This is a genomic window from Vibrio chagasii, assembly GCA_041879415.1.
Classification (GTDB): Bacteria; Pseudomonadota; Gammaproteobacteria; order Enterobacterales; family Vibrionaceae; genus Vibrio.
Window position 1 is genome coordinate 1,723,599 of sequence record CP090852.1, and the last position, 26,546, is coordinate 1,750,144.

26 protein-coding genes and 1 riboswitch are annotated in these 26,546 nt (G+C 44.4%); of the genes, 18 read left to right on the forward strand and 8 right to left on the reverse strand.

The window, feature by feature from the left end; translation table 11 throughout:
* Positions 1 to 55: 55 nt before the first annotated feature.
* Positions 56 to 715 carry a flagellar brake protein gene (locus L0991_21615; protein XGB64612.1) on the reverse strand — a complete coding sequence of 220 codons (660 nt, stop codon included), beginning with the start codon at positions 713 to 715 and terminating at the stop codon, positions 56 to 58.
* Between the two features lie 194 nt (positions 716 to 909).
* Between L0991_21615 and L0991_21620 the strand changes: the two genes are divergently transcribed.
* A complete protein-coding gene (locus L0991_21620) occupies positions 910 to 1,260 on the forward strand; it encodes a HopJ type III effector protein (protein ID XGB64613.1) in 351 nt (116 codons plus the stop codon).
* 100 nt (positions 1,261 to 1,360) lie between these two features.
* On the opposite strand, the gene L0991_21625 is transcribed toward L0991_21620, so the two are convergent.
* A complete protein-coding gene (locus L0991_21625) occupies positions 1,361 to 1,669 on the reverse strand; it encodes a DUF1289 domain-containing protein (GenBank protein ID XGB64614.1) in 309 nt (102 codons plus the stop codon).
* Between the two features lie 158 nt (positions 1,670 to 1,827).
* On the opposite strand from L0991_21625, the gene yegD reads away from it, so the two are divergent.
* From yegD to L0991_21645, 4 genes are all read left to right on the forward strand, one after another.
* Entirely contained in the window at positions 1,828 to 3,180 is a 1,353-nt protein-coding gene (gene yegD, locus L0991_21630) for a molecular chaperone (GenBank protein XGB64615.1), read from the forward strand.
* A 492-nt stretch (positions 3,181 to 3,672) separates the two neighbouring features.
* Positions 3,673 to 4,725, forward strand: coding sequence for a porin (locus L0991_21635; protein XGB64616.1), 1,053 nt, complete (start codon positions 3,673 to 3,675; stop codon positions 4,723 to 4,725).
* 275 nt (positions 4,726 to 5,000) lie between these two features.
* Positions 5,001 to 5,633 carry a fumarylacetoacetate hydrolase family protein gene (locus L0991_21640; GenBank protein XGB64617.1) on the forward strand — a complete coding sequence of 211 codons (633 nt, stop codon included), beginning with the start codon at positions 5,001 to 5,003 and terminating at the stop codon, positions 5,631 to 5,633.
* A 150-nt stretch (positions 5,634 to 5,783) separates the two neighbouring features.
* A complete protein-coding gene (locus L0991_21645; protein ID XGB64618.1) occupies positions 5,784 to 6,416 on the forward strand; it encodes a LysE family translocator in 633 nt (210 codons plus the stop codon).
* A gap of 104 nt (positions 6,417 to 6,520) precedes the next feature.
* Here the strand turns inward: L0991_21645 and L0991_21650 are convergent, their stop codons facing one another.
* A complete protein-coding gene (locus L0991_21650) occupies positions 6,521 to 8,227 on the reverse strand; it encodes a phospho-sugar mutase (GenBank protein XGB64619.1) in 1,707 nt (568 codons plus the stop codon).
* Between the two features lie 451 nt (positions 8,228 to 8,678).
* Between L0991_21650 and coxB the strand changes: the two genes are divergently transcribed.
* From coxB to L0991_21670, 4 genes are read left to right on the forward strand one after another with little or no spacing between them, the layout of a single operon-like run.
* On the forward strand, positions 8,679 to 9,881 hold the full coding sequence (coxB, locus tag L0991_21655; protein XGB64620.1) for a cytochrome c oxidase subunit II: 1,203 nt from the start codon (positions 8,679 to 8,681) through the stop codon (positions 9,879 to 9,881).
* Positions 9,878 to 11,539, forward strand: a complete 1,662-nt coding sequence (ctaD, locus tag L0991_21660) for a cytochrome c oxidase subunit I (protein XGB64621.1) — start codon at positions 9,878 to 9,880, stop codon at positions 11,537 to 11,539. The genes coxB and ctaD overlap by 4 nt, the downstream gene beginning before the upstream one ends.
* Before the next feature lie 11 nt (positions 11,540 to 11,550).
* Entirely contained in the window at positions 11,551 to 12,159 is a 609-nt protein-coding gene (locus L0991_21665) for a cytochrome c oxidase assembly protein (GenBank protein XGB64622.1), read from the forward strand.
* 38 nt (positions 12,160 to 12,197) lie between these two features.
* On the forward strand, positions 12,198 to 13,082 hold the full coding sequence (locus L0991_21670) for a cytochrome c oxidase subunit 3 (GenBank protein ID XGB64623.1): 885 nt from the start codon (positions 12,198 to 12,200) through the stop codon (positions 13,080 to 13,082).
* A 22-nt stretch (positions 13,083 to 13,104) separates the two neighbouring features.
* Here L0991_21670 and L0991_21675 read toward each other — a convergent pair whose 3' ends face one another.
* Entirely contained in the window at positions 13,105 to 13,335 is a 231-nt protein-coding gene (locus L0991_21675) for a DUF2909 domain-containing protein (GenBank protein XGB64624.1), read from the reverse strand.
* On the opposite strand from L0991_21675, the gene L0991_21680 reads away from it, so the two are divergent.
* From L0991_21680 to cyoE, 4 genes are all read left to right on the forward strand, one after another.
* Positions 13,274 to 14,146, forward strand: coding sequence for an SURF1 family protein (locus tag L0991_21680; GenBank protein ID XGB64625.1), 873 nt, complete (start codon positions 13,274 to 13,276; stop codon positions 14,144 to 14,146). The genes L0991_21675 and L0991_21680 overlap by 62 nt on opposite strands.
* A gap of 59 nt (positions 14,147 to 14,205) precedes the next feature.
* A complete protein-coding gene (locus tag L0991_21685; protein ID XGB64626.1) occupies positions 14,206 to 14,814 on the forward strand; it encodes a hypothetical protein in 609 nt (202 codons plus the stop codon).
* A 74-nt stretch (positions 14,815 to 14,888) separates the two neighbouring features.
* The gene (locus L0991_21690; GenBank protein ID XGB64627.1) at positions 14,889 to 15,944 is read left to right on the forward strand and encodes a COX15/CtaA family protein; all 1,056 of its coding nucleotides are present in this window, start codon (positions 14,889 to 14,891) and stop codon (positions 15,942 to 15,944) included.
* Entirely contained in the window at positions 15,934 to 16,872 is a 939-nt protein-coding gene (gene cyoE / locus L0991_21695; GenBank protein ID XGB64628.1) for a heme o synthase, read from the forward strand. Before L0991_21690 ends, cyoE begins: the two co-directional genes overlap by 11 nt.
* 110 nt (positions 16,873 to 16,982) lie before the next feature.
* On the opposite strand, the gene gbpA is transcribed toward cyoE, so the two are convergent.
* Entirely contained in the window at positions 16,983 to 18,449 is a 1,467-nt protein-coding gene (gene gbpA, locus L0991_21700) for an N-acetylglucosamine-binding protein GbpA (protein XGB64629.1), read from the reverse strand.
* A 73-nt stretch (positions 18,450 to 18,522) separates the two neighbouring features.
* A riboswitch (cyclic di-GMP riboswitch) is annotated at positions 18,523 to 18,612 on the reverse strand.
* 322 nt (positions 18,613 to 18,934) lie between these two features.
* Between gbpA and L0991_21705 the strand changes: the two genes are divergently transcribed.
* The 5 genes from L0991_21705 (at position 18,935) to L0991_21725 (ending at position 22,236) form a co-directional block, all read left to right on the forward strand.
* Positions 18,935 to 19,288, forward strand: coding sequence for a transcriptional regulator (locus L0991_21705; protein XGB64630.1), 354 nt, complete (start codon positions 18,935 to 18,937; stop codon positions 19,286 to 19,288).
* 96 nt (positions 19,289 to 19,384) lie between these two features.
* Complete coding sequence (locus tag L0991_21710; GenBank protein XGB64631.1) at positions 19,385 to 20,056, forward strand: DUF3313 domain-containing protein; 672 nt, start codon at positions 19,385 to 19,387, stop codon at positions 20,054 to 20,056.
* A 12-nt stretch (positions 20,057 to 20,068) separates the two neighbouring features.
* Positions 20,069 to 20,284, forward strand: coding sequence for a DUF3820 family protein (locus L0991_21715; protein ID XGB64632.1), 216 nt, complete (start codon positions 20,069 to 20,071; stop codon positions 20,282 to 20,284).
* 311 nt (positions 20,285 to 20,595) lie between these two features.
* Positions 20,596 to 21,648 carry a 3-deoxy-7-phosphoheptulonate synthase AroG gene (gene aroG, locus L0991_21720; protein ID XGB64633.1) on the forward strand — a complete coding sequence of 351 codons (1,053 nt, stop codon included), beginning with the start codon at positions 20,596 to 20,598 and terminating at the stop codon, positions 21,646 to 21,648.
* 180 nt (positions 21,649 to 21,828) lie between these two features.
* Positions 21,829 to 22,236, forward strand: coding sequence for a hypothetical protein (locus L0991_21725; protein ID XGB64634.1), 408 nt, complete (start codon positions 21,829 to 21,831; stop codon positions 22,234 to 22,236).
* Between the two features lie 91 nt (positions 22,237 to 22,327).
* Here the strand turns inward: L0991_21725 and L0991_21730 are convergent, their stop codons facing one another.
* The 3 genes from L0991_21730 to L0991_21740 form a co-directional block, all read right to left on the reverse strand.
* Positions 22,328 to 23,752, reverse strand: coding sequence for a phosphomannomutase CpsG (locus tag L0991_21730; GenBank protein XGB64635.1), 1,425 nt, complete (start codon positions 23,750 to 23,752; stop codon positions 22,328 to 22,330).
* A gap of 15 nt (positions 23,753 to 23,767) precedes the next feature.
* On the reverse strand, positions 23,768 to 25,252 hold the full coding sequence (locus L0991_21735) for a mannose-1-phosphate guanylyltransferase/mannose-6-phosphate isomerase (protein ID XGB64636.1): 1,485 nt from the start codon (positions 25,250 to 25,252) through the stop codon (positions 23,768 to 23,770).
* Between the two features lie 106 nt (positions 25,253 to 25,358).
* Entirely contained in the window at positions 25,359 to 26,474 is a 1,116-nt protein-coding gene (locus tag L0991_21740; protein ID XGB64637.1) for a mechanosensitive ion channel family protein, read from the reverse strand.
* Positions 26,475 to 26,546 lie beyond the last annotated feature (72 nt).

Here is a 26,546-nt window from a genome sequence, read left to right on the forward strand (position 1 = left end):
AATACAGTGCTAAACCAAGTGGCGTCAGCACTGCACTTTGAACATGCGCGAACCATTATACAAAGCCAGCAACGAAAGCTTGTTCTAACAGTAATGTTTTAAGCTCGTCACTCATATGCAGGTGTTCAGGAAACTGAATGCCCAGCAGCCAGCCTTGCCCTTGTCTTTTTTTACTCACCACTTTGTAAACTAACTCGCTATCCAAATGTTCACTCAATACCGAGTCAACTTTGATCTTCCAGCCGACATCAATATCGGATTGTTGCGTGATATAGACGCCACAACCTGAAACTGAGAAATCAACTAGTGTCGCGTCTAGCGTCAGGGTATCAAAGGTCACTTCGCAGTTAAGGCGTACCTTGTATCTTTCGTGCTCACGGATTGGTTTCGTTGCAAAGTTAGTTGGCGGACGGAGAAATAGGAGGTGTGCAGGGGAAGTGATATGAGCCAGTACATTCGTTTTGAACGCAACAATGTGACCAAGTTCCGTGTCTGTAATCGCTCGAACGATAATATCCACGTTGATAAGTTTTCTTAACGTCAGTGCCTCGGTCGCTTTTTGTGACAGCTCTAAGATAAGGTACTGCTCTTCTTTGTGCCCAATATACAGAGTACTGATCGAAATTGAGTCATCGGGTCCAAACTCCAACACACCTGCTGCTTTTGTACCTGGTTTAAGGTATCTAAACAGTTCTACGTTTTTATCTTTATGCATGTTCTTCAATGAAAAATGTTAACCATCTGTTGAAATAATATAACGTCCCAATAGAACTATGTCATTACTTTCATTAAGGAAATAAAGATATCTGAGTGAAAAAGTAAAACAGTTTGTCACTCAAACAGCGGCTTACTCTGAAGAAAAAACGCGTTACACTGCTACCCATAATTTAATTAAAGGAAAAAGAGAAAATGGAACTAGAAACCTTGTTAAACACCCTGTCTGAATCACCTGAAAGTGTTCAATTTGAAGATACAATGCAGGTAATTGAAGCTCATTATGATTTTTCTGAGTGCGAATTTCGTAATGGAGATGTGGTGAATGAGGCAGGGCAGAACAACGGTTCATGCAAAATTTTTGCGTTCGGCCAAGATCAAGGGCTTTCAGCAGAGCAAACACTAGCGTGCTTTGGTCAATACTACCGCAATGATGTACTAGGTTTCCCAGAGAACACTGATCACCAGAACATCCGAAACTTTATGGTTCATGGCTGGAGTGGGGTTGAATTCTCCCAACCAGCGTTAGTATTAAAGTCCAAGTAAATAGGTTTCAACGCCGAAGTAAATACTTACTTAACTATTAATACCCTGAAGCGAGACTAGTTTATCTCGCTTCTTTCTTAGATCTTTAAATACCGACAGGCTACTGAATTGGCAATTCAGACAAGCATTTACGACACATACACACTCCAGCTTTGGGAACAGAGCTCGTGTCTCTTTTCTCTAGCTCAAAACACCAACAGGTCTCTTTACCTGCGCTAATATCGCACTGAGCAGGTTCATTACATTGTGGGCACTGGTGGGTGGAGCTAATACCGCTAAGGTTATTCATTACAGACTCTCTTTCACTCTCAGATAAGCCTTTCCAACCTATAATTTCGTCCATGGTTCTGAAGCAGCCGCTACACATGCCACCATTATTTTTACAAGCCGCTCGGCAAGGTGTTTTCATCTATCTGACCCTTGATTTATTTGGGCTGAAATGTAACACACTTGTATCTGTTTTAAGAGAAAACTCACTAAAAATTGACTCTGAAAAATAGTAAATGACCTCGTAATTGAAAGGCTTTTCATGTAGCATCTCGCCCCTTTTGTTGAGTGGGGGATATTATGTTTATTGGATTTGATTATGGAACAGCAAACTGTTCTGTGGCTGAAATGGTCAATGGAGAACCAAGCTTGTTACCGTTAGAAGGTAGCAACCATTATATTCCCTCAACCGTATTTGCTCCTACTCGTGAGAGTATATCTGAACATCTATTCCGCCACCTGAAGATCAAGCCGAGCGATGCTGTCGGTGAGCAAGTGCTACGACGTGCGATTGCCCACAACCGCGAAGAGAGTATCGACCTTGTGCCAGAAGACATGGCATTTGGTCAGGCAGCGTTAGATCTCTACTTAGAAGATCCGCGTGATGTCTATTATGTTAAGTCTCCTAAGTCTTTCTTAGGCGCTAGTGGGCTACATGACGTTCAGGTCAGTTTCTTTGAAGATCTAGTATGCGCCATGATGGCGAACATCAAGCAGCAAGCTGAGCTCACTACCCAAGAACAAATCAAACAAGCGGTTATTGGTCGACCAATTAACTTCCACGGTCGCGGTGGTGAAGAAGCAAACAGACAAGCTGAAGCTATCTTATCTCGCGCTGCGAAGCGTGCGGGTTTCCTAGATATTGCATTTCAATTTGAACCCGTAGCTGCTGGCTTAGACTATGAAAGCACTCTGACTGAAAACCAAACAGTACTGGTTGTTGATATTGGTGGTGGTACGACCGACTGTTCTCTATTAGAAATGGGCCCGAGTTGGTCTGGGAAAGCGGATCGTAGCCAGAGCTTATTAGCGCACAGTGGTCAAAGGGTAGGGGGTAATGACTTAGATATTTACCTGGCTTTCAAACAACTGATGTCACCTTTTGGTATGAGCAGTAAAGCTATTTCTGGCATTGATATGCCATTGACCCAATTCTGGAATCCAATAGCCATCAACAATGTAGAAGCTCAAAAGAATTTTTACTCTCGAGAAAACCTTGCAGCACTGAAGTTACTTCGTAAAGAAGCTGCTGAACCACAGAAGTTAGACCGCTTACTCAAGGTTTATCACGATACCTTGGGTTACGGCATTGTACGTAGAGCCGAAGAAGCTAAGATCGCGTTGGCGGAGTCTTCTGAGTATCGCGCAGCGATGAATGTTGCTTCCGAGTTGATCGAAGTCGATATCTCAGTTGAACAGATGGTCGATGCTATCGATACGCCAAAGTCTAAGATGATTGAGTTGGTTAAAGAGGCTATTCAACAAGGCGAAAAGAAACCAGATGTTATCTATATGACAGGTGGTTCTGCACGTTCACCTATCCTTCGAGAAGCGGCTCAACAAGCCGTACCGAATGTGCCTATTGTGAGTGGCAACTATTTTGGTTCAGTAACGGCGGGCTTAGCTCGTTGGGCTGAGGTTTGTTTCAAATAGAGTGAAATGACGCGTCATAAAGGGCAACTGATCTGTGATTAGTTGCCCTTTTTTTGTATTCGCGAAGGCCAAATTAGCTAACGGAGTAGCTTCCCGGAATCTAAAGTCGAAATTAGTTTAGGAAGCTAAATATTTCGACTGGATTCTAAATGTTACAAGATGTTTCAGGTTTGGGGTGTTGTGATGTGTTGGTCTGATGAGTGGTTTTGGTGTTTTGATTTTTAATGCTTTTTTAGTGATTTAAAAAGCAAAAATAAGTTTCATTTTTTGTAAATAAAACACAATGGTAATTTTCTGATTTTAAATTAAGCTTATGTTTTAATATGATTTTTTGTTTTTTATAGTATTGCTTTCTTTATTTTATATATTTTAATGCAACTTTTTTGTCATTCATCGATTAGGGTTTGCCTACTTGTTAAATGCAGGTAACAACTTCTCCGTAAGCACGAGGTTGTTAGTGAATAACTCACCCAGCTACAAATGGATATGACAATGAATAAGAAACTTTTAGCGCTAGCGATTTCTGGTGCAGTATTTGGTACACAGGCAGTTGCAGTAGAACTTTACAACGAAGACGGCACAACATTCTCAGTTGGCGGCCACGTTTCAGTTGCAGTTGGTGACGTAAACAGCGACGACCGTATCAATGATGATGATATCGGTGTAGAGACTGTGTCTCCACGTATCAACTTCGGTGCAACTCATGAACTTGGTAACGGCTTTACTGCTGACGCTAAAGGTGAATGGGCGCTAAACATGCTAGACGGTGGTGAAGAGTCATTCACAACTCGTCTTGGTTACGTTGGCGTTTCTCACGACGATTACGGTCGTACAGCGGTAGGTACTCAATGGGCTCCTTACTACAGTGTTGCTGGCGTTGCTGATATGCCAATCGCGTTCGCGAACGACTTCATCTACGAAGATCACGGTAACCTAGGTACTGGTCGTGGTGAAGAGATGGTTAGCTACTCAAATGCTCTAGATTTCGGTAATGCTGGTTCTCTAGGTCTTGGTGTTGCATGGCAAGGTCGTAAAGCTGCTGACTCAAACGAGTACGGTAACCGTGGCCAAGTTGCATTGAACTATGCTATCGCTGGCTTTACAGCAAACTACGCTTACAACACAGGTGATGTAACTTATAACGCAGTATCTGGTTCTAAGACAGCTGACTCTCACGTAGTAAGTGCAACTTACGGTTCATACGGCGCAGAAGGCCTTTACCTTGCGGGTGTTTACGCGATGAACAACTACATGAACTCAGCAACTGTAGGTAGCTTTACAGGTGTACTAGAAGAGTCAGTAGCAATCGAATTGCTAGCGTCTTACGCACTTTCTAACAGCCTAAACCTAAGCGTTAACTACGAAGCGGTAGAAGACGACAAAAACAGCGAAACTGTATACAGCACAACTGCTCTACAAGCTGAATACAACTTCACATCTCAGTTCGTAGGTTTTGCAGGTTACCAGTTCGACCTACAAGGTTCTGGTATCTACAAGAAAGATGCAGACGACCAGTGGCTACTTGGTGCTCGTTACTACCTATAAGTCGCAGACTGATTTAGCATAGTGTTTACTCCTTAGGTTTACCTTTTAGGATACTGTCCTAGACACCATGCTAAGCCCTCTCAAACCTTTTGGTTGGAGAGGGCTTTTTTCGTTTTGAATAGCCATTCCATAATGCAGCGATCTTCTTACAAAAACTTCCCAATGAGCGAATTGAGCTAAAGATCAGAATTTAGAGATCAGTAGCCAGCTTGTCGAAGATTCTCTCTTTGGGATGAGGTAAACTCTGCATTCCAAAAATAGTTCAGGGATAAACTATGAGCAGCATTGTAGATCAGGAACAGTTAATGAATTCGAAACGAACAGCGACACCGACGAAAGTGCTGTGTGTTGGGCGTAACTATGTCGATCATATTGAAGAACTTAACAACGCGATCCCAGACGCTATGGTGGTGTTCAATAAGCCCTGTACTAGCGTAACTTCTTCCCTCTCTTCTTTTCATCAGGAAGCCCTGCACTATGAAGCAGAAATTTGTTTCATCGTTGAAAACGGTCAATATTCAGCAGTAGGTTTAGGGTTAGATTTGACCAAGCGCGAGCTGCAAAGTAGCTTGAAAGCGAAAGGCTTGCCTTGGGAGCGCGCTAAAGCGTTTGATGGTTCTGCCGTTCTTAGTCGCTTTGTTCCAATAACAAGCTTGGATCTCGCAGACTTAAATTTAGAGCTGTTTATTAACTGTGTTCGAGTACAGAAAGGACACGTTGAGCAGATGTTATATTCCCCACAAACAATCCTCGAAGAACTCTCTTCTTACACGACTTTGCTAGATGGCGATGTAGTGATGACGGGCACCCCTAAAGGTGTTGGAGAAGTTCACCGAGGTGATATTTTCCTAGGTCGCCTTAAGTGTGGTGAGACAACATTGATAGAGATCGAGTGGGTCGCGAGTTAATTATTGTTATCGATTTAGTTAATAATTTGGTCTAATTTTATGATGTTGGTTTTTAATTCGACACTTTAGCTGCGGTACAACTGATTGCATCTGGAAGGGTGTTGGTAATTGATATAAAATCCGCCTCCATTTTTATCAATGCTAAACCCTATGATCGATTTAACCATTCTGCCTGTTTACTTGACTGCCGTCGTCGCTCTTCTTCTTTTACCTGGTCCTGATATGTTGCTGATTGCTAGCTCAAGCATGAGCTATGGTCGCAAGGTTGGTGTCTTTGCGAGCTTAGGTAACGCGACTTCAGGGATCATTCTTACTGTTTTAGCGGCGATGGGTGTATCTGCATTAATCGCAATGAGCCCGGTTGCTTTGAATGCTCTCCACCTATTAGGTGGTACATACTTGCTAAAAATGGGGTGGGACTGCCTGCGAACAGAGCAGGGCAATGCGCCTGAACTGACTGATAATTTCGCTGCAAAGGCTTACTACCAAAGAGCGCTGATCAGTAACCTGCTTAATCCTAAAGCCTTGGTATTCTTTGTGATGTTTTTACCTCAGTTCGTGTCGACAAATATTGAGGCGACATCGGGCGAGCAGATGTTGGTGCTCGGCTTACTACTGAATGTTCTAGGTTTAACGTTCAATTTCTTGCTTGTGGCATTGGTAGGCACTATTGGTAAGTCACTGGTAGAGAATGCTAAGTTTCGTACCTATCAACAGAAAGTGATGGGTGGCGTATTTGTTGTGTTAGCGGTTTGGATGTTGTCTTCTTTCTTCACTTCATAAGTACCAACCAAACGTTACTAATTGCAATCAAATGTTGAAAGAAAAATGGACGCTTAGAGCGTCCATTTTTTGTTTAGCTGATTCATTTTGAATGCGCTGATCCGCTAAGAGTACAGTTCTTTCTGGTGCCGTTCGATGAGTTTATCCATATACTCTTCACCTCGCTGACGAGCATCGTCATAGGTTTCTGTCCCCTCAAACTTTGTCACGGTCTCGTAATAAACCTTAACCTTTGGCTCTGTGCCCGAAGGGCGGACGATAATGCGAGAACCATCTTCGAGATGATAGATGAGTACGTCACTAGCAGGGAGGTTTATCGCCTCTGTTGCACCACCTGTAATAAAGCGTAGTGAAGACTGGAGATCTTCAATCACAGATATCGCGATGCCATTGATTGTTTTTGGTTGTGCTGCGCGAAGTTTAGAGCCAATTGAAGGGGAATCTGGGTCCAGCGCGATGCTGCGTTGTGCATTGGTATGAACACCGTGCTCAAAGGAAATTTGAGCAAGAAGATCCCACACTGTTCGACCTTGAGATTTTAACTCTTCGACGAGTTGTGCAAAAACGACAATGGCTGACAAACCATCTTTATCGCGGACTTGAGTACCAATCGTATAACCTAGCGCCTCTTCATAGGCGAATAGGAATTCATTCTGTTCATCTTCCAACTGCATGCCAATGTTCGCCAACCATTTAAATCCGGTCAGCGTTTGGAAGTAGGTAGCACCGTGAGAGTTAGCGACTTTCTCAAGCAGGGTAGACGATACGATACTGTTACCGACCAATTGGTTCTTAGTGTGCGGCTTTGACAGTAAGTAATGTGCGAATAATACGCCTACCTGGTCACCCGTTAGCATTTTGTATGAGTCGTCATTTGTTCTTACTGCAACCGCAAATCGGTCCGCATCAGGGTCGTTAGCACAAGCGATATCTGCACCGACGCTTTTCGCTAGATTAACCACAAGATCCATTGCCCCTTTCTCTTCTGGGTTAGGGAAGTTCACCGTTGGGAAGTGGCCATCGGGCTCTCTTTGCTCTGCAACGCTAAACACCTTGTGGAAACCTGCATCGTGGAGAAGATCTTCCGCCATCTGCGCGCCGACGCCATGCATTGCTGTGTAAGCGATAGTGGTTTTAGCCGATTCAATGTCGTTCTTTACAAATGGGCTTTGGTTGATCGCCGCACGGTAGGTTTGATAGTAACCCTCAGTAAGCCACACTAACTTGCCTTGTGTTTCCGCATCACTGAGGCTCATCAAAGGGATAGGTTTAGTTGCTGCGGAGTCAATTTCAGCGGCAATACCAGCATCATGAGGCGGTATAATTTGTGCGCCATTTTCCCAGTATACCTTGAAGCCATTATATTCAGGTGGGTTGTGGCTAGCAGTTACCACCACGGCAGCTGCTGCGTTGAAATGCTCAATACCAAACGCAACGATAGGGGTCGCAGCCACATTCGATGTTAGATAAACCTTGATGCCTAAAGCCGTCAGTACTGAAGCGGTATCAATAGCGAATTGCTTTGAATCTAATCGGCCATCATAGCCTACAACGACACCTCTCATGGTTGCGTTTGCCACATGTTCAATTAGATAGTGACCGAGTCCAGTTGCGGTTTCTTGAATGACTAAGCGGTTCATTCTGTTTGGGCCACATCCTACTTTGCCTCGAAGACCCGCTGTTCCAAATTCTAAACGCTGCGTAAAGCGGTCTTCTAATTCGTCATGCACTCCCTCGTCGATGAGGTGTTGTAGCTCTTCACGAGTTCTTGGATCTGGGTCTCTCGCTAACCAATTCATAGCATCTTGCATAATTACTGAACCTTTTAATGTCGGTATGACTTACTGTTGGGATTAATTTAAGTGATATTGATTATCATTTCCATGAAAGCAATCGTAAAACTCGATTTAAATAAACTCCAACGGCAAAGACATGTCGGCTAAGCCATTCTAAATAATTGACTATTTTGTAAGTAAACTTACCTTGAACAATTGGATATCACTAACTAGCCTTTTACATAAATATAACAAAATTGAACAATTTCGCCGTTTTTGAATCTTTCGTTGAAACCTCCGGACTTTGTGAGACGTATAAGCCGACAAGTAAGACAGGAGTGTTCAGCCCCGTAAAGGCTGTGCCGACGCGAGTAGTAGATTGAGATTCAGCCTTTTCATGCGAAGCCGGTACAGCAATGAGTGTTGTTGGGTTCGCTCCGACATTTTGGTCGTATGTATCCAATTAGGAAGGATAAGGAGAGATCTTTTGAAAAGATTACTGGTTAGGCTAGGGTGGCTGTTGAATAGTTTTGTTGTGCTACTGGCATCGGTCTCGGCGAATGCGAACAGTGAATACAACATGACCCAAGGTGTGACAGAGATAAGTGGACAAGTTTACGAGCTCCACATGCTGATCTTCTACATCTGTTGTGCAATCGCCTTTGTGGTTTTCGGGGTGATGTTTTATTCGATTCTAAGGCACCGAAAGTCGAAGGGCGCTGTGGCTGCTCATTTTCATGAAAGTACCAAAGTCGAAATCCTCTGGACCATTATCCCTATCATTATTCTCATCGCTATGGCGATTCCCGCTACTAAAACCTTGATAGCGATGGAAGACACTTCTCAATCCGAACTCACCGTTAAGATTACTGGTTCACAATGGAAATGGCACTACAGCTATTTCGGTGAAGATGTTGAGTTCTTCAGTTTGCTAGCGACCAGCGACAAAGAAATTGAAGGTATTGAAGTAAAAGGTGCGCACTATTTGTTGGAGGTTGATAAACCACTTGTGCTGCCCATAGACCGGAAAGTACGTTTTTTAATGACTTCAGATGATGTTATCCATTCGTGGTGGGTGCCGGCTTTTGCTGTTAAGAAAGACACCATTCCGGGATTTATAAACGAAGCGTGGACCAAAATCGATGAACCAGGTGTTTACCGAGGACAATGTGCAGAGCTGTGTGGTCGTGCTCATGGCTTCATGCCGATAGTTGTTCATGCTATGGAAGAGAACGAATTTGATGCATGGCTAGCGGAACAGAAAGAGTTAGCTATAGCGGCGAAACAAGCGGCTCAAGATGCATTAGACGCGTCACTTTCGTTGGATGAATTGAACACCATTGGTGAAGAGGTATACAAAACTCGATGTGCCGTATGTCATCAAGCAAACGGTGAAGGTATACCCGGAGCGTTTCCTGCTATCAAAGGTAGCCCAGTTGCTCTTGGAGATGTAGATGTTCATATCGACACTATTGCTTACGGTCGAGGAGGCACGGCAATGCAAGCCTTCGACAATCAGCTGACTGAGAAAGAGATTGCAGCAGTCGTGACCTACCAACGAAATGCTTGGGGGAATGACACTGGCGATGTGGTTCAAGCTTCAGATGTTAATGCCTATAAGGTTAAACAGTCGGGTGGAGCGGAAGGCTCTGCGGATGAAGCACAAAGTGATGCTAAGGAGCAGCTATGAGTTCACCAATCGAAAAGCCGGTGAAATCGGCGCCTGCAGAAGACCAGGCTCTAAGTCATACTTTAGATGGTACCTTAGACAGCCATGACTTACCTTCGGACGATCACGATTCCCATGCCGCTCCTAAAGGGTGGGCGCGTTGGCTGTATTCAACCAATCATAAAGACATAGGTACGCTATATCTGTGGTTCAGTTTCGCCATGTTCCTAACTGGCGGTGCGATGGCGATGGTGATCCGTGCGGAGCTATTCCAACCGGGTCTGCAGCTTGTTGAGCCTGATTTCTTCAACCAGATGACAACAGTCCATGGCTTGATCATGGTATTTGGCGCGGTAATGCCTGCATTTACCGGGTTGGCCAACTGGATGATCCCTATGATGATCGGTGCGCCAGATATGGCGTTACCTCGAATGAACAACCTCAGTTTCTGGATTCTACCTTTCGCCTTCCTAATCTTGATTGGATCTTTGTTTACTGAAGGGGGCGGTCCGAGCTTTGGTTGGACATTCTACGCACCGCTCTCAACGACGTATGGCCCAGATAGCACGGCGTTGTTTGTATTCTCTGTTCACATCATGGGTATTAGCTCAATCATGGGCGCGATCAACGTTATCGTGACTATCGTGAACATGAGAGCTCCGGGTATGACTTGGTTTAAATTGCCAATGTTTGTTTGGACTTGGTTAATCACAGCTTTCTTGCTGATAGCAGTAATGCCAGTTCTCGCAGGGGCCGTGACCATGGTGTTGACCGACAAATACTTTGGGACGAGCTTCTTCGATGCGGCCGGTGGCGGTGACCCCGTCATGTTCCAGCACATATTTTGGTTCTTTGGGCACCCTGAAGTTTACATCATGATTTTGCCATCCTTTGGTATTGTTTCAGCAATTATCCCTGCATTTAGTGGCAAGCGTTTGTTCGGTTATCACTCAATGGTGTACGCGACCTGTAGTATCGCAATCTTGTCCTTCTTAGTTTGGGCACACCATATGTTCACCACGGGGATGCCCGTCTTTGCAGAGCTGTTCTTCATGTATTGCACCATGTTGATTGCTGTGCCGACAGGCGTGAAAGTCTTTAACTGGGTCGCAACCATGTGGCGAGGCGCATTGACTTTCGAAACCCCAATGCTGTTCACCATTGCCTTTATCGTTCTGTTCACGATAGGTGGCTTGTCTGGATTGATGCTCGCCATTGTTCCTGCAGATTTCCAATACCACGACACCTATTTTGTAGTGGCTCACTTCCACTACGTTCTGGTGACTGGTGCCGTGTTCTCGATAATGGCCGCCGCTTATTATTGGTTGCCTAAGTGGACTGGTCATATGTACGACCACAAGCTCAGTCTATGGCACTTCTGGACGTCAGTAATCTCAGTGAATGTTCTTTTCTTCCCTATGCATTTCCTAGGTTTAGCGGGGATGCCACGTCGTATTCCAGACTACGCTATCCAGTTCGCCGACGTTAACCAAGTGGTGTCGATAGGTGGCTTCGCCTTTGGTTTGTCTCAATTGATCTTCTTATGGTTGGTTATTAAGTGTGTAAGAGGTGGTGAGCCAGCATCAAGCAAGCCATGGGAACGTGCTGAAGGGCTAGAGTGGACGGTACCAAGCCCTGCACCTCATCATACTTTTACTCATCCACCTAAAATCGATTAGAGGGATGAGCTATGAGTGATAAGCAAAGCGATCTAGATAAAAACCAACCAAAGCGGTCAACCAAGAAGCTGACGGGGTACTTGGTCTTGAGTGTGGTTGCGATGTTTGGTTTCGGTTTCGCTTTGGTGCCGCTTTACGATGTGATGTGTGAGGCTTTAGGTATTAATGGCAAAACCAATACCGTGTCTGCGGTTCAGCCACGTGGGATGCAGCCAGATTACTCTCGCACTGTTCGTGTGGAGTTTATGTCGCACATCAAACCTGATATGCCCTGGCAGTTTGTTCCTGAAGAGCGTGTGTTAGAAGTTCACCCTGGTGAGGTGATTCAAACGAACTATATCGCCAAAAATCTATCAGGAAACTCTTTAGTGGGACAAGCTGTGCCTTCAGTATCCCCGGGGATGGGGGCGACTTACTTTAATAAGATGGAATGTTTCTGCTTTAACCAGCAACCATTAGATGGGCATAAAAGCGCAGAAATGGGATTGATATTTTATATAGAGCCAGATATCCCAGAATCGATTCATACACTGACGCTCTCTTATACGCTATTTAACATTACAAGTGAGGTAGTCGGGGAATCAAGCAGTGCCGAGCCTAATGTAATCGCGAGTAACTAGGGAATTACAGAACCAGAATCAACATAAGGAGTTGAGCGATGAGTTCTAAAAAGGAAGTTTATTTCGTTCCACATCAAAGCCATTGGCCATTAGTCGGTGCCGTTGCGCTGTTTCTTGTTGCCGTTGGAGCTGGATTAACCGTCCAAAACATGGGCACTGATGGCGCTGGTGGTGTGTTCGGTAAGACTGTGCTGTTTGTTGGATTTGCGGTGTTGCTGTACATGCTTGCGGGTTGGTTTAGCAATGTGATAACGGAATCCTTGAGCGGTCTCTATTCTGAGCAAATATCCCGCTCTTTCAGACAAGGCATGAGTTGGTTTATCTTTTCTGAAATCATGTTCTTCGGTGCTTTCTTTGGTGCGCTGTTCTACGCTCGTATGATTTCTGTCCCATGGATTGGCGGGGCGGGCAATAATGAAATGACTCACGAAGTGTTGTGGCCAATGTTCCAATCAATGTGGCCGCTGACTACGACACCGGATGGTGTAACAACACAAGCTATGCCGTGGCAAGGTATCCCTCTTAAGAACACCATTATCCTATTACTCTCTTCCATCACGCTACATATGGCGCATCTAAGCCTCGAACAAAACAAGCGCATGGCATTAATCGTTTGGTTAGAGATCACTATCGTTCTGGCTGGGTTCTTCCTATTTTTCCAAGTTGAAGAGTATATCCATGCTTACCAAGATATGGGGCTGACCCTTCAATCGGGAATCTATGGCAACACCTTCTTTTTACTGACGGGTTTCCATGGTTTACATGTCTGCTTAGGGACTATCTTTTTAATCGTCCTGTTGGCTAGGGTTGCCAAAGATCATTTTACACCCAAAGACCATTTTGCATTCCAAGCCGGCAGTTGGTATTGGCACTTTGTTGATGTGGTTTGGTTAGGATTATTCGTGTTTGTTTACGTCCTTTAGCGAAGCGACAAAGCTAAAGGCTTTAATAAGGACGAGGGTTGGGCGTTATAACTCCAGATCCTAAAGCTAGCAATAGCAGTAACACAGCAACAGCTGACCACATGACTCGGCGCCCCAAGAAGTGACTCAGCTTTTTGCCATTGTGTTTGCTCGAAGCGATTTGTATAAGCCCTTTCATTAAGTTGAATGCGATGAAAAACAGCAGGGCAACCAACACAACTTTGAATAACAGGATAAAGGTAGGTGACGCCATAGTGATAACTCCAAACCGTTTGAATCATGATGAGCGAAAGTTCCGCAGTAAAGGTTTTTGGTTTGCGGTTGCTTTAACTTTGGTTTCAGTCGGCACTTTAATCAAGTTGGGTTTATGGCAGTTAGACAGAGGTAACGAGAAACTACGTTATGAGCAGCAGCTATCGCAGAGAGCAACGCAACCTTCTAAACCACTAGATGCAGTGCTCAATGAATGGAGAGAGGCAAGCGTTGGAACTCAGCAGCCTGTGCTCCCTTCGACCTTAAATGGCTTGAAAGCTGACGTTGAGTTAGTGAAATCGAGTGGTTTAATTCTCTTGCTAGACAATCAAATCAATCAAGGAACGGTGGGGTATGTGATTTACATGCTGGGCGAGGTTCAAACTCAAGATGGAAGAAAACAGCTTTTGATCGATCTTGGATTCGTTGCAGCAAGTAATGACAGAAGAGAGCTTCCACAAATAGGAAAGATAACGCTACCAATCGAGATGTCTGGTCGCTTGTATACACGTTCGGTTAATCCGTTAAGTCAGGAACTTGGTCTAGAAAACACGACGCCGAAAAGGATTCAAAACATCAACATAGAAGCATTATCACAATACATAGGACAAGAGGTGTTGCCGTTCATTTTTCAACCTCAGAGCTTAGATTCATGGCCTTATGAAATGCTATGGCGCCCGACTGCGATGAAGTCTGAGAAGCACTTTGGTTACTCATTTCAATGGTTTGTGATGGCTGCAGTATTGCTTTCGCTGATGCTTTTGATTGGGTTTAGATATTTGAAGAAACATAGACACATGAATAAGAAGTAAATGCTTGCAACGACATAAACAAGGTTAGCGATCGGCAGCGACGAATACAGGGAATCAAAATGGATAAGTCTCAAACACAAACTAAAAAGAAAAGTACCGATGCAAATCTTGTGGCGTTTAAACAGCGCCGCTCACGTGGTCGACTTGTACTCATCGGATTGATTTTGGTCTTCGCCTTACCTGCCATTATCGCTAAAACTGTATTAGAGCAAAATTGGTACACATCTGGTGTGACAAATACGGGGGAGTTAGTTGAGCCAAGAGTGACTCTACAAGATTTTGGGCTGACGGCTCCGGAGGAAGGAGAAGGGTGGTTGGTGGGTTATATTGCGCCAACGGACTGCGATAGCTTATGCGAACAACAACTTCACTACTTGAATCAAAGCTATTTGGCGCTGGGGAAGAATAAGGAACGAGTGACAGCTGTGGTTTTTGTCTCTGAAGGGGATGCATTACCAGGAGCATTTAACAAACCTGATTTGTCATTTCTGTCTGGTAGGGAGCAGTTAAGCACCAAGTTCGCGCCAGCTTCGATTGTTATCATTGATCCCCTTGGTCAACTCGTTATGGAATACAAAAGTGTCTCAGAACCGTCGCAGTTAGTCGGGCAGTCCAAAGGCATGATTCATGATTTAAGAAAGCTTCTTAAGCTGTCACGTGTTGGGTAGCTGATAAGCGAATCAGTTTGACTGTGGTGACTGAACTCTGCCAGCGAAAGGGAATAAGTATAGGGAGATAAACGATGCAGAACAAAGCCCCTGATTTACTCATGCTCGTGATGCGAGTGATTATCTTACTGACGCTGACAGTGATTGTGCTCGGTGCTTATACCCGATTATCGGATGCTGGGCTTGGTTGCCCTGACTGGCCTGGTTGTTATGGAAAGCTCACAGTACCGTCTGATGCACAAGCGGTAAACCAAGCCAATCTCCAATTCCCTGAACGTGCTCTTGAGGCCGATAAAGCTTGGATAGAGATGATACATCGCTACTTTGCTGGTTCGTTAGGGCTTCTCATCTTTGTCGTCGTCGCTTGGTGTATTAAGAAGAACATCACCTCTGCTGGGCTACCGTTACTTATTTCGGCAACGGTGATCTTTCAGGCATTATTGGGTATGTGGACTGTAACGCTCAAGCTGATGCCAGTTGTGGTGATGGCGCATTTGATGGGAGGGTTTACTTTACTGTCTTTGCTCTGCTTACTCTATTGTCGCCTCTCTAATTTCCAGACTCGCTTCGGTGAAACGACACACTCGGCGACTATCAAGTTTGCTGCACTTTTTGGCTTGGTAGTTGTAATTGGGCAGATCTTACTTGGCGGTTGGACGTCTTCAAATTATGCCGCGCTGGTATGTACTCAACTGCCTATCTGTGAAGGGAATTGGACAAGCTACTTAGACTTTAAGAATGCGTTCGACTTTGCGCAGCATGGCCATGATAACTATGAGTTTGGTGTACTCGAGTATCCAGCAAGGCTCACCATACATGTCATGCATAGGTTTGGCGCTATTGTGGCAACGATAACGGTGCTAATGGTCGTGTATCAGTTGTGGAAGTTTGGTCAAACAGCGCACCAAAAACTGGGTGTCATTGTGGCGTTGGTATTAGCCGTGCAAGTCAGTCTAGGGATCAGTAACGTGTGGTTCCATCTACCGATTTCAGTGGCAGTGCTGCATAACTTAGTTGCGGCGATGCTGCTTGTCAGTTTGGTTGTGACAAACTTTGTAGTGTGGCAACGAAAACCAAGTGAGAGCTTGGTAAAGAACAGTGTATTACAAGGAGGTAATCATGGTCAGTAGAACTTCAACACAGCATCAAATAGTGGTGCAAGATACCGCTTCAAGTAATGAAGTTGCTGCTAAAAACAAAGCGGCTTGGAAGGTCTATTTAACACTGACTAAGCCAAAAGTGGTTGCTTTGATGCTGTTAACGGCATTAGTAGGCATGTGTTTAGCTGTGCCTAATGGATTGCCATTACAGCAAGCATTATTTGGCATGATAGGGATAGGGTTGATGGCGGGTTCAGCCGCTGCATTTAATCATTTGATCGACAAGAAGATCGATGGGCAAATGTCTCGAACTAATCGTCGTCCTTTACCATCGGGTGAGCTCAGTAGCGTACGAGTATTCGCCTTTGCAGCAGGTATCGGCTTACTGGGCTTTGTGACGTTAGCCTTGTTAGTTAACCCGCTTACGGCTTGGCTAACCTTTGCGAGCCTATTGGGTTATGCGGTTATCTACACCATGTATTTAAAACGAGCGACGCCACAGAACATTGTCATTGCAGGGATCGCAGGGGCAATGCCACCTTTATTGGGTTGGACGGCAGTGACTAACGAGTTACATTCCAATGCATGGTTGCTCGTGATGATTATCTTCATCTGGACGCCTCCTCACTTTTGGGCGCTTGCGATTCATCGTCGTGACGAATATGCCAAGGTAGATATTCCGATGTTGCCTGTGACGCATGGGATAGCGTACACCAAGACTTCAATTCTGCTGTATACGCTATTGCTAAGCATCGTGTGTGTGCTGCCAGTATTAGTTGGAATGAGCAGTTGGATATACCTGAGCGCGTCTTTGGTGCTCAACGGTGGGTTTGTGTATCATGCCTGGGTATTGAAGTATCGCGATGAGCCTAACATGGCGATGAAGACATTTAAGTTCTCTATTTATCACCTCATGATCTTGTTTGTGGCTTTGTTGGCAGACCATTACCTTCTTTAATACCAGATTTGTAGATGAATACTGAATAAAAAAACGGATGCGCTTGGCATCCGTTTTGTTTGGCTGATTGCTTAGTTTTATTCACATGAAAGTAAATACAGAGCGATCAATTAGTCGACTTTGTACCAAGCATCTTGCCAGTGTGAACCTACGCCAGGTTCGTATTGAGTTGCCGTTGGTGCCCACTGAATACAGTAACCAGAGTATGGGAACTCTTTACATTGATAAACGCTACCGTCGCTGCTCAGTACTTTTGTACCTTCAGTGTAAGATTCAATACTTTCAGGGAATACGAAATCGTAATCGCCTGCTGGTGGCGGTGTTTGCTCGTCCATAAGGTGGAAATCAAGCGTGTTCTGATCAACTAAGTTGCCTTGGTCATCCTTAGTTACAACCACAAGCATGTGGTGGCCAGCTTCAGATTTAGACAGAGTCAATTGAACATCTTCAACTTGTCCGTCTTTAAGTTCAGATTTCTGAGACGCAAGTGCTTCACGATGGTGGTTGTATACCGTGAGTTCTGCTTGAACATCGCCTGTTGCCGCTAGAGTAAGATCAAGTTGAGTCGGTTGACTCTCATCGATAATGTACTCTGATTCTAAACCTGTTACTTCAACTTCATGCTCTGGCTCTGGAGTATCAATCTTGTAGCCGATCTCTACGCTCTTAAAGCCTGAACCTGCTTTTAAGTAAACTGGATTTGAGCCGTATACAGGAGCGAAATCACCTTGGTCGCTCAATTGACCCGCTTTGATTTGCGTCTGCTCTTGGTTGATCTTTGATGCCAATGCATAAGACCAGTTATTCGCTTTACCTTGTTCGTTGTTCTCAATGACTAGCTCAGTGCTGTATGAAGCGTTCTCACCAGATTGGTCAAAGACACGAGTGTAAACGGCATCACCGATGTTTAGGTCGCGAGTTGGGTTGATTTGACCACCTTGATCCCAATCAGGAATGATCGGACCATCGCCATCAAATTTCACATCAATAACGTTGTAGAAAGCCATTGCAGTATCACCCACATCCCAAACAGCAAGAATCACTTGGTAGCCTTCACGCTCAGGGACATTACACAAGTGGCTTACTTGCATTGGTGGCTGTTCCATATTGCCTTCGACTACACAGAATGGCGTTAGATCAAAAGAACTGCGAGCCAAAGGCTGGTTTGGATTCCAGTCTGGTTTTGTAATGTAGTATTTCCAATCGTGAGTCACGTGGTTTGCTGTGAATGTCCACTCAAAGTATTTAGAGCCAGATTGGATAGGGCGTTTAACCCAACGGTCTGCCGTTTGCTCGTCTAGCGCAGCCGCTAAAGATGATTGCGCACTAGCGATTTCTCCATCTGCAGGGCCAACCTCTGGGAAGCCTTCAGGACCTTCGACACTTTGCGGTTCGTATTGGATACCACCACAGTTGGTGTTCTTCTCTTGTGTATCACTCGCAGGGAACTTACACAGCGCTACACGGCTTTCAGCGACGCCATTATTGTATGCCGAGACATAACCGTGACCGAAGCTTGCACCGCTAACGCTTAGTAGCGACAGAGCGATGAGTGATTTTTTTGGGAGTTGTTTCATTATTTGTCCTTACTGTATTTGGCCGACAAAAAAAGAGAACACTCCGGCACGCATTTGCACTTAAATCCTATTAAGTGGCAGCTCCGCTATCATAGACAGAATAATTGTCGACAGACCGGTGGCTTTGCGTCCTATTCTTTCAAATAGTTTGCCAGAAGTGCGTTTAAGCAAGCGAAATGTAGTCAACGCGTTTTATAAATGCGAATGAATAGATTGAAATGTGGAATGCTAATCTCGAACTTTTAATTCTTGTCACAAATTAACTTGCTAAATGTATTCTTTATTTACCTATAAGTGATTGAAATAAATTAAGAAAGCATTTGCTCTAATTGTTTTTGTGAATGGTTTTGTCTTTTTAGTTTTGTACTGGATAACAATTGAGCGCATATCAAAACCAAACCTTTGGCTTCCACTAACCGAACCCTGACACGCTATGTATGAAAAACCGGACAATTAATTGGTATGAATTATATAAAGGAGTCAGTATGGAATTCACTGAACAAGATAGAGAAGCGTTGTACCAAACGTGGATGTCACAAAAATCACGAATGCGAATCACGCAGATGGAGTTTTCAAAGAAGCTTGGAATGAGTCAGCTTGATTTCTCAAATGTGCTGCGAGGGGAGTCGCCGCTGACTATGTCATTTGTGAGCCATTTCTGTCGTCTACTTCATTTGGAGCCGAGAAACGTATTCCCGTCACTTAAAGAAGGAAATGACTCTGGTCCTAAAGTCGTCTATTTGAAAAGTAGAATGAGTGTGGATGGAGAGATCCAAAATGCCTACATCGAAGGAAATCAAGTGATCGTAGAGTATGCTCACACTGTTCAACACAACTAATTTTAGAGTTAGCTCTGAGTTATAGCTCCTTTTTCTACAAACTTTTCACATATGGTATAGCATACTTGGGTGTTTTTCTTCCAATCTAAGTCCGCTATGAATTCTCTAAAACTATTTTTGCTTGTCGCAACCAGCATCTTTTTGTTTGGTTGTGCAGGCGGCCCAATCAAGACTGCTACCAAATTCACCACTTATGAAGATTTTCAGCCTGGCCCTGATGGGGGAGTTGATCTCGTTTGGGCAAGGTTAGGGCTGCGTGACGCCGATCGCTTGAAGAGCAAGTTGGATGATTATGATTCTGTCGTTATTGACCAAATCTTTGTGCTTGCCGAAGAAGGTTCGTTAGATCAAGAAGAAATTCAGGAACTTACCGACCACATGGTGAGTCGATTAGAGGAGAAAATATCACCTCATAAAGTAATCGTCGACGAGCCGTCGGGTAAAACATTACGCCTGAGTATCGCGTTGAGTAACGTTGAAACCCCAAACCCCATCTTAGCCGTTACCAGTAGTGTCTTACCGTTTGGGCTTGCCATGTCGACCATCTCCAAAGTTGCGACAGGAGAGCACACCAATGTTGGTAGTGCGAGTGTCGAGCTGCTGGTGAGTGACGCTCAAGATGGCACACCACTGTTCGCAGCGATCGATCGTGAAGCCGGAAATAAAGACTTTTCAACTATGATCGATTCACTTGATGATGCCAAAGATGCAATCAACTATTGGGTTGAACGTTTAGGTGATACTCTACAGAACATCGATGACGCATAGAAAGACGGAACAATGCTAGAGAAAGAGAACCTGATTAAGTTGGCTCGAATGCAGATGCCATTTGGAAAGTACGCCGGCCGCACACTAATTGACTTACCAGAAGAATATTTGTTGTGGTTCGACAAGAAAGGGTTCCCAAACGGTGAGCTAGGTGACTTGCTCAAACTGTGCCTAGCGCTAAAAATAGAAGGGCTCGACAGTGTCGTCAAGCCATTGAAAAGAATGTAATTAATTATAAAGCTCACGTTAACAGCGTGGGCTTTTTGTTTCTGTTGATAGAACAGTTTTGTTGACAAGTGATGGGTGAAAAAACATTCAACGTTATCCTATTGAAATTGCGCAATCGATAGCGTGTAAATAAAGTTATACAGGGTGTTTTAAATATAAAACACAAAAAAAATTGCGTTCTTTTTAAATTAGTGATTGAAACTGGCGTTTTTACTAGTTAAGTTACAGGGAACAAGAAGATATGTGCTGATGGAAAGTTACTTGAGATAACGTACATTCAGCTCAAGGATAGATATAGGAAGAAGTAAGCAATGTTCCAGACTGATGATGTAAGAATTAACAAAGTAAAAGAGTTATTACCCCCTGTTGCTGTTTTAGAAAAGTTTCCAGCGACAGAAGTTGCTTCTTCTACAACCTTTGAAAGCCGTAAAGCAATTCACAACATTCTAGAAGACAACGATGACCGCCTGTTGGTTATTGTTGGTCCATGTTCTATTCATGAACCAGAAGCGGCTCTTGAATACGGTAAGCGTTTGAAAGTACTACGTGACGAACTAGGCGATAAGCTTGAAATCGTAATGCGTGTTTACTTTGAAAAACCACGTACTACCGTTGGCTGGAAAGGCCTGATCAATGACCCGTACATGGATGACACGTTCAAGCTAAACGATGGTCTGCGTCTTGGACGTAAGTTACTGCTTGATCTGACAGATATGGGTATGCCGACGGCAAGTGAATTCCTAGACATGATCACGCCTCAATACGTAGCAGACTTAATCAGCTGGGGTGCAATTGGCGCACGTACTACGGAATCTCAAGTTCACCGTGAGCTAGCTTCTGGTCTTTCATGCCCTGTTGGTTTCAAGAATGGTACTGATGGCAACATCAAGATCGCTACAGACGCAATCCGCTCTGCAAGTGCTTCTCACCACTTCTTGTCTGTAACTAAGTACGGCCATTCAGCTATCGTTGAAACGGCTGGCAACCCAGACTGTCATATCATCCTACGTGGTGGTAAAGAGCCAAACTACAGCGCAGAGCACGTTGGTAAGATCAAGCAAGAGCTTGAAGCCTCAGGCCTACCACAGAAAGTAATGATCGACTTTAGCCACGCAAACAGCTCTAAGCAATTTAAGCGCCAACTGAACGTATCGGATGACGTGAGCGCACAGATCTCTGGTGGTGACAAAGCTATCTTTGGTGTGATGATCGAATCTCATCTAGTTGAAGGGCGCCAGGATTTGGTTGACGGCAAAGCTCCAACATACGGCCAGTCAATTACTGATGCTTGTATTGGTTGGGAAGATACTGAAACAGTACTTCGTCAACTGGCAGATGCAGTTGAAGCTCGCCGTAACAAGTAAATTAGTGACTTAATTAGTCTCTAGAACGACTTAGACAATTGAAGCCCTTACTCGCTTTCGTGAGTAAGGGCTTTTTAATACACGTTTCAATTTAAGGTTCGCTATTCCATAAAATCATTTACTTATCGTATAGTGAATGGTTAAATGGTGTGGTGTTCCATAAACTGAAGAGTCGTATCAATGAAGGCAGTATTGGCGAGTGTTGTATTAATTGCAGTAAACACGTTTTCTATATCAAATGCACAAGCTGCAACAGGCTTTAATGCAGAGCAGTTGTGTAAAGCTGGTCTCGCACTAGCAATCGACAAGCAACCTCGTGGTATTAAAGCGACATCAGGAAAAAGTAACCAGCGTATCTTGCTTAGCTTGAAAGATGGGCAGAACGATTGGGATTACCGTTGTGACGTGAACCGCGGTAACAAAACGATCAAGTTAGAAGCTAGAGAACTCAAGCGTAACGATAAGTTCTTAGGCCAAGCGATTCGATATGATGTTGCTGATGCAAAGCGCTCAGTAAAAGTAACAATGAAAAAACGCAAAGGCTCTGGCGTGAAGAGCGAAACCTATACATCTCGCCAATTGAAATAATTGTGTTTGTTGGTGAGGGGAACCTCAAAAGCATAATGGTAAAGCCGCAGCAATTTACGGCTTTTATGTATAAATACAGAATAGGGAATACCTATTTTATGAGGCTAAGTAGCTCTGTCACCTTTTCGGTTAGCAAGGCTTTATCTCGCTTGGTTTCTACGTTAAGCCGGATTAGTGGCTCTGTATTTGACTTCCTTAAGTTAAAGCGCCAAGTGCCCATATCCATGCTGATACCGTCGGCATGATCTATGCCTACAGCACGCTTTTGGTAGCACGAAAGTACACGAGCCATAACATGTTCTGGGTCTGCTACCTTGCGATTTATCTCTCCAGAAGAGGGGAATCTTTCTATGCTAGAGCTGATAAGTTGATGAAGAGATTGTTGAGTCCTACTGATTAGTTCAATGACGAGTAGCCAAGGAATCATCCCTGAGTCGCAGTACCCAAAGTCACGGAAGTAGTGATGTGCACTCATCTCTCCACCGTACACAGCGTTGAGCTCTCGCATTTTCTCTTTGATCAAAGCGTGCCCAGCTTTTACGCCAACAGCGTTTCCCCCGAGCTTTTCTGCAATCTCTATTGTATTCCATGTCATGCGCATGTCGTGTAGTACAGTTGCATTGGAAACCTTCAGTAAGAAGGCTTCGGTTAGCAGACCGACGATGTAGTAACCCTCAATGTAATTACCTTTTTCATCAAAGAAGAAACAACGATCAAAATCACCATCCCAGGCGATACCAAGGTCTGCGGAGTGCTCTAAAACGGCGTCGCGGGTAGCAGCTTGGTTTTCTTTAAGTAAAGGATTAGGGATGCCATTTGGGAACATCCCATCCGGAGTGTGATGAACTTTGATGAAGGTGATTGGAGCATTCAGTTCATTGAATTTGGTCTCTAAGGCATCAATGACATGCCCAGCAACGCCGTTTCCCGCGTTAACAACAATCTTCATCGGTGATAGCTTTGACGGCTTTATGTAAGAGAGTAGGTGATCAACATAAGGAGCGAGAATACTGGTGGTTCTAATGAAATTATCGGCTTGTTCATGGCTGATCGGTTGTTCGCTGATTCTCTCATGATCTAGAACTTCTATACGCTGTTTAATTACATCTAACCCATTGTTTTTACTGATTGGATTAGCGTCTAGACCGACCAACTTCATGCCGTTGTAATTGATTGGATTGTGGCTTGCCGTAATCTGGACTCCGCCAATGGCTTGTAGGTGGCGAGTCGCAAAGTAGACTTCTTCTGTACCTGTCATACCGAGATCTACCACGTTGATCCCTGATTCAATCAATCCCTTGGTTATCGCTTTCTGTAGTGGTAGTGAGGTTTCGCGATTATCACGACCAATGACTACTTGCGCTCGCTCATCGAATGAAGTTTTAGACGTATTGGCAAGGACATATTCGCCAAATGCTCTACCAAGCAGGTAGGCAAGGTGCTCGTCGATTTGCTCACCGATGATGCCGCGGATATCGTTATTTTTAAAGCAGCTGAGGTCTAAATTCTGTTTCATTGTATCGTCGCTGCTTTAGTTCGATTTGTTGATTTGAGGTGAGCTAGACTGTCCGCTTCGCCCGTAACTATCTTGATATCGAATAATGTCGCCTTCACTCAAATGGCTACCGGTTTGTACTTCGATCATTTCGAGTGGATTGTCCCCTGGATTTTCTAGGCTGTGTATGTGTCCTAGCGGAATATAAGTGGATTGGTCTTCTTCAACGAGATAGGTTTTCTCATCATTGGTCACCTTCGCAACACCTGCAACAACAACCCAGTGTTCTGCTCGATGGTGATGCATCTGCAGGGATAGCTTGTGACCGGGTTTTACGGTGATACGTTTAACCTTGTCGCGTTTGCCTAAGTCGATTACATCGTATTTACCCCAAGGTCTAAACACTTCTCGATGATGCACATGTTCTGTGCGATCTGCTTGATTCAGTTGGCTGACAATCGATTTCACGTCTTGAACTTTGTCTTTGTTCGCGACGAGTATGGCGTCTTTTGTTTCGACAATAATGAGATTCTCGACACCTACAGTCGCAACCAGTTTGTTTTCAGCGTGGATATAGTTGTGCTGAGAATCGACAATTAACACATCGCCTTCAATCACATTGTTGTGTTCATCTTTATCACTGACATCCCAGATTGCAGACCATGAACCAATATCATTCCAACCAACATCCATAGGGATCACCGCAGCATCCGACGTTTTTTCCATCACGGCATAGTCGATAGAGTCGCTCGGGCTGCTTTTGAATTCTTCAGCGTCAATACGGATAAAGTCGAGGTCGGTATTTTGTTTTTCGAGCGAGCGTCTACAGGCCTCAAGGATCTGTGGGTGATGTTTTGCTAGCTCTTCTAAGTAGCGTGATGCTTTAAACATAAACATGCCGCTGTTCCAGAGGTATTGCCCCGAATTAACGTATTGTTCTGCGGTGGCTAGGTCGGGTTTTTCAACGAAACACTCAATGGCAAAAGCATGATGGGAGAGTGGTTCTCCTTGTTTTATATAACCATAGCCAGTTTCTGGGGCGCTTGGAGTAATCCCAAAAGTAACCAGCCTACCTTGTTTTGCATATTCAACGCCTCTTGCCACCGTTTGCTGAAATTCAGCTGTTTTAGCGATGTGATGATCAGCGGCCAGTACCAATAATATTGGATCTGACTCATTTTGTTGGTTACCGCTTGTGTGATTTAAAGACTGTAATGCAGCGAGTGCGATGGCGGGAGCTGTATTTCTTCCGACAGGTTCCAGCAAAATACCACTGTGTGCAATGTTAGCCGATCGAGCTTGTTCTGCAGCAATGAAGCGGTGCTCTTCATTACAGATAATGAACGGAGCAGCGCATTCTGCGTTACTTAAGTTCGCTTCAAGACCTTGCAGGCGTAAAAGGGTTTGCTGAAGCATCGATTGTTCGCCAGCAATATTGAGGAACTGCTTTGGATAAAGCTCGCGAGACAGGGGCCAGAGGCGGCTACCAGAGCCGCCAGCTAGAATGACAGGTAAAATCATAGCGTGGTACAGGGTGCATTAAAATTCTGGCGCCATGTTACCACGCTTCACACTTTTTAATTATCGATAAGCGACTTACTTGTCGATAAACAGTAGAGCCGTTGTGCTATCGAGGTCCTTCTGCACTAGGAAGTGTCATATCCTGAACTTCACTCAAACCTTGCGGATCGATTTTTAGTGTTTGAGTTGGGAAAGCGATATCTGCGTTGTGCTTGTGAATGATTGCTAGCACCTGCAGTAGCACGTCTTGTTTTACCTCATGGTATCGCACCCAGTTGACGGTTTTAGTGAAGGTGTAGATAAAGAAGTTCAGTGTTGATGGGCCAAACTTATCGAAATTCACGATGAGCGTCTGCTTAGCATCGATGTCTGGGTGCGTTTCAAGCATGGCTTTCACGTCATTCACGATAACAGCTAACTTGCTCGCGTCTTCGTAACGAAGCCCAAAGGTTTCATTAATTCGGCGGTTTAACATTCGTGATGGGTTCTCCACCACAATATTACTGAATACCGAGTTTGGCACGTACAGCGGGCGTTTATCGAACGTACGAATGATGGTCATGCGCCAGCCAATACGTTCGACGGTACCTTCGATTTGACGGTCAGGAGAGCGAATCCAATCACCGACTTTAAAAGGTCGGTCGAAGTAGATCATCATGCCACCAAAGAAGTTCGAGAGTAGATCTTTTGCTGCCAAACCGACAATCAAACCACCCACACCACCAAAGGTCAGCAAGCCTGATAGGCTGAGACCGAATGCTTGCATGATCGTCAGGCCACCCATGACCATAAAGAATAGGCGCGCTACTTTTGCAATCGCCTGTACTGTCGTTTCATCTCTGTTTTTCTGTTCTAAGACGTACGTTTCAGTATTGGTGATCATTCGCAAGGTGAACCAAACGAAAGTACATATGATTAAAATGTGTTTTAGTGTTTTTAACCAGTTGATTTCGTTGCCAAACTGGTCTTGAAGGATCAAGCCAATAGAGACAGTTGCCGGCCAACACCAAAGTAACGTACTGACTGGAGTTTTCAGTGCTGCTAGTAGCAGGTCATCCCAGTGAAAAGGGGTTTTCTGTACCAGAATTTCTAAGCGATTGTGGATAATTCGCCAAGCTACCCAAGCGAGAAAACTTGCAATAGTGATGAATAGGACACTGTTGGCCCAATCACTATGGCTCTGGTTAATGTAGGTTTGTACTTGGGTTAAGAATTCATTCATTGTGTGTGCTGCCGCAGAAATTATGAATTGGAAATTAGCAGAAACTCGAGTTGTTCTCTACCTTTATAAATC

What these genes read in the sequence shown, in the direction of transcription:
- L0991_21615 (XGB64612.1), bottom strand. Translation starts at nt 715, where the DNA reads ATGCATAAAGATAAAAACGTAGAACTGTTTAGATACCTTAAACCAGGT.
- L0991_21620 (XGB64613.1), top strand. Translation starts at nt 910, where the DNA reads ATGGAACTAGAAACCTTGTTAAACACCCTGTCTGAATCACCTGAAAGT.
- L0991_21625 (XGB64614.1), bottom strand. Translation starts at nt 1,669, where the DNA reads ATGAAAACACCTTGCCGAGCGGCTTGTAAAAATAATGGTGGCATGTGT.
- yegD (XGB64615.1), top strand. Translation starts at nt 1,828, where the DNA reads ATGTTTATTGGATTTGATTATGGAACAGCAAACTGTTCTGTGGCTGAA.
- L0991_21635 (XGB64616.1), top strand. Translation starts at nt 3,673, where the DNA reads ATGAATAAGAAACTTTTAGCGCTAGCGATTTCTGGTGCAGTATTTGGT.
- L0991_21640 (XGB64617.1), top strand. Translation starts at nt 5,001, where the DNA reads ATGAGCAGCATTGTAGATCAGGAACAGTTAATGAATTCGAAACGAACA.
- L0991_21645 (XGB64618.1), top strand. Translation starts at nt 5,784, where the DNA reads ATGATCGATTTAACCATTCTGCCTGTTTACTTGACTGCCGTCGTCGCT.
- L0991_21650 (XGB64619.1), bottom strand. Translation starts at nt 8,227, where the DNA reads ATGCAAGATGCTATGAATTGGTTAGCGAGAGACCCAGATCCAAGAACT.
- ctaD (XGB64621.1), top strand. Translation starts at nt 9,878, where the DNA reads ATGAGTTCACCAATCGAAAAGCCGGTGAAATCGGCGCCTGCAGAAGAC.
- L0991_21665 (XGB64622.1), top strand. Translation starts at nt 11,551, where the DNA reads ATGAGTGATAAGCAAAGCGATCTAGATAAAAACCAACCAAAGCGGTCA.
- L0991_21670 (XGB64623.1), top strand. Translation starts at nt 12,198, where the DNA reads ATGAGTTCTAAAAAGGAAGTTTATTTCGTTCCACATCAAAGCCATTGG.
- L0991_21680 (XGB64625.1), top strand. Translation starts at nt 13,274, where the DNA reads ATGAAAAACAGCAGGGCAACCAACACAACTTTGAATAACAGGATAAAG.
- L0991_21675 (XGB64624.1), bottom strand. Translation starts at nt 13,335, where the DNA reads ATGGCGTCACCTACCTTTATCCTGTTATTCAAAGTTGTGTTGGTTGCC.
- L0991_21685 (XGB64626.1), top strand. Translation starts at nt 14,206, where the DNA reads ATGGATAAGTCTCAAACACAAACTAAAAAGAAAAGTACCGATGCAAAT.
- L0991_21690 (XGB64627.1), top strand. Translation starts at nt 14,889, where the DNA reads ATGCAGAACAAAGCCCCTGATTTACTCATGCTCGTGATGCGAGTGATT.
- cyoE (XGB64628.1), top strand. Translation starts at nt 15,934, where the DNA reads ATGGTCAGTAGAACTTCAACACAGCATCAAATAGTGGTGCAAGATACC.
- gbpA (XGB64629.1), bottom strand. Translation starts at nt 18,449, where the DNA reads ATGAAACAACTCCCAAAAAAATCACTCATCGCTCTGTCGCTACTAAGC.
- L0991_21705 (XGB64630.1), top strand. Translation starts at nt 18,935, where the DNA reads ATGGAATTCACTGAACAAGATAGAGAAGCGTTGTACCAAACGTGGATG.
- L0991_21710 (XGB64631.1), top strand. Translation starts at nt 19,385, where the DNA reads ATGAATTCTCTAAAACTATTTTTGCTTGTCGCAACCAGCATCTTTTTG.
- L0991_21715 (XGB64632.1), top strand. Translation starts at nt 20,069, where the DNA reads ATGCTAGAGAAAGAGAACCTGATTAAGTTGGCTCGAATGCAGATGCCA.
- aroG (XGB64633.1), top strand. Translation starts at nt 20,596, where the DNA reads ATGTTCCAGACTGATGATGTAAGAATTAACAAAGTAAAAGAGTTATTA.
- L0991_21725 (XGB64634.1), top strand. Translation starts at nt 21,829, where the DNA reads ATGAAGGCAGTATTGGCGAGTGTTGTATTAATTGCAGTAAACACGTTT.
- L0991_21730 (XGB64635.1), bottom strand. Translation starts at nt 23,752, where the DNA reads ATGAAACAGAATTTAGACCTCAGCTGCTTTAAAAATAACGATATCCGC.
- L0991_21735 (XGB64636.1), bottom strand. Translation starts at nt 25,252, where the DNA reads ATGATTTTACCTGTCATTCTAGCTGGCGGCTCTGGTAGCCGCCTCTGG.
- L0991_21740 (XGB64637.1), bottom strand. Translation starts at nt 26,474, where the DNA reads ATGAATGAATTCTTAACCCAAGTACAAACCTACATTAACCAGAGCCAT.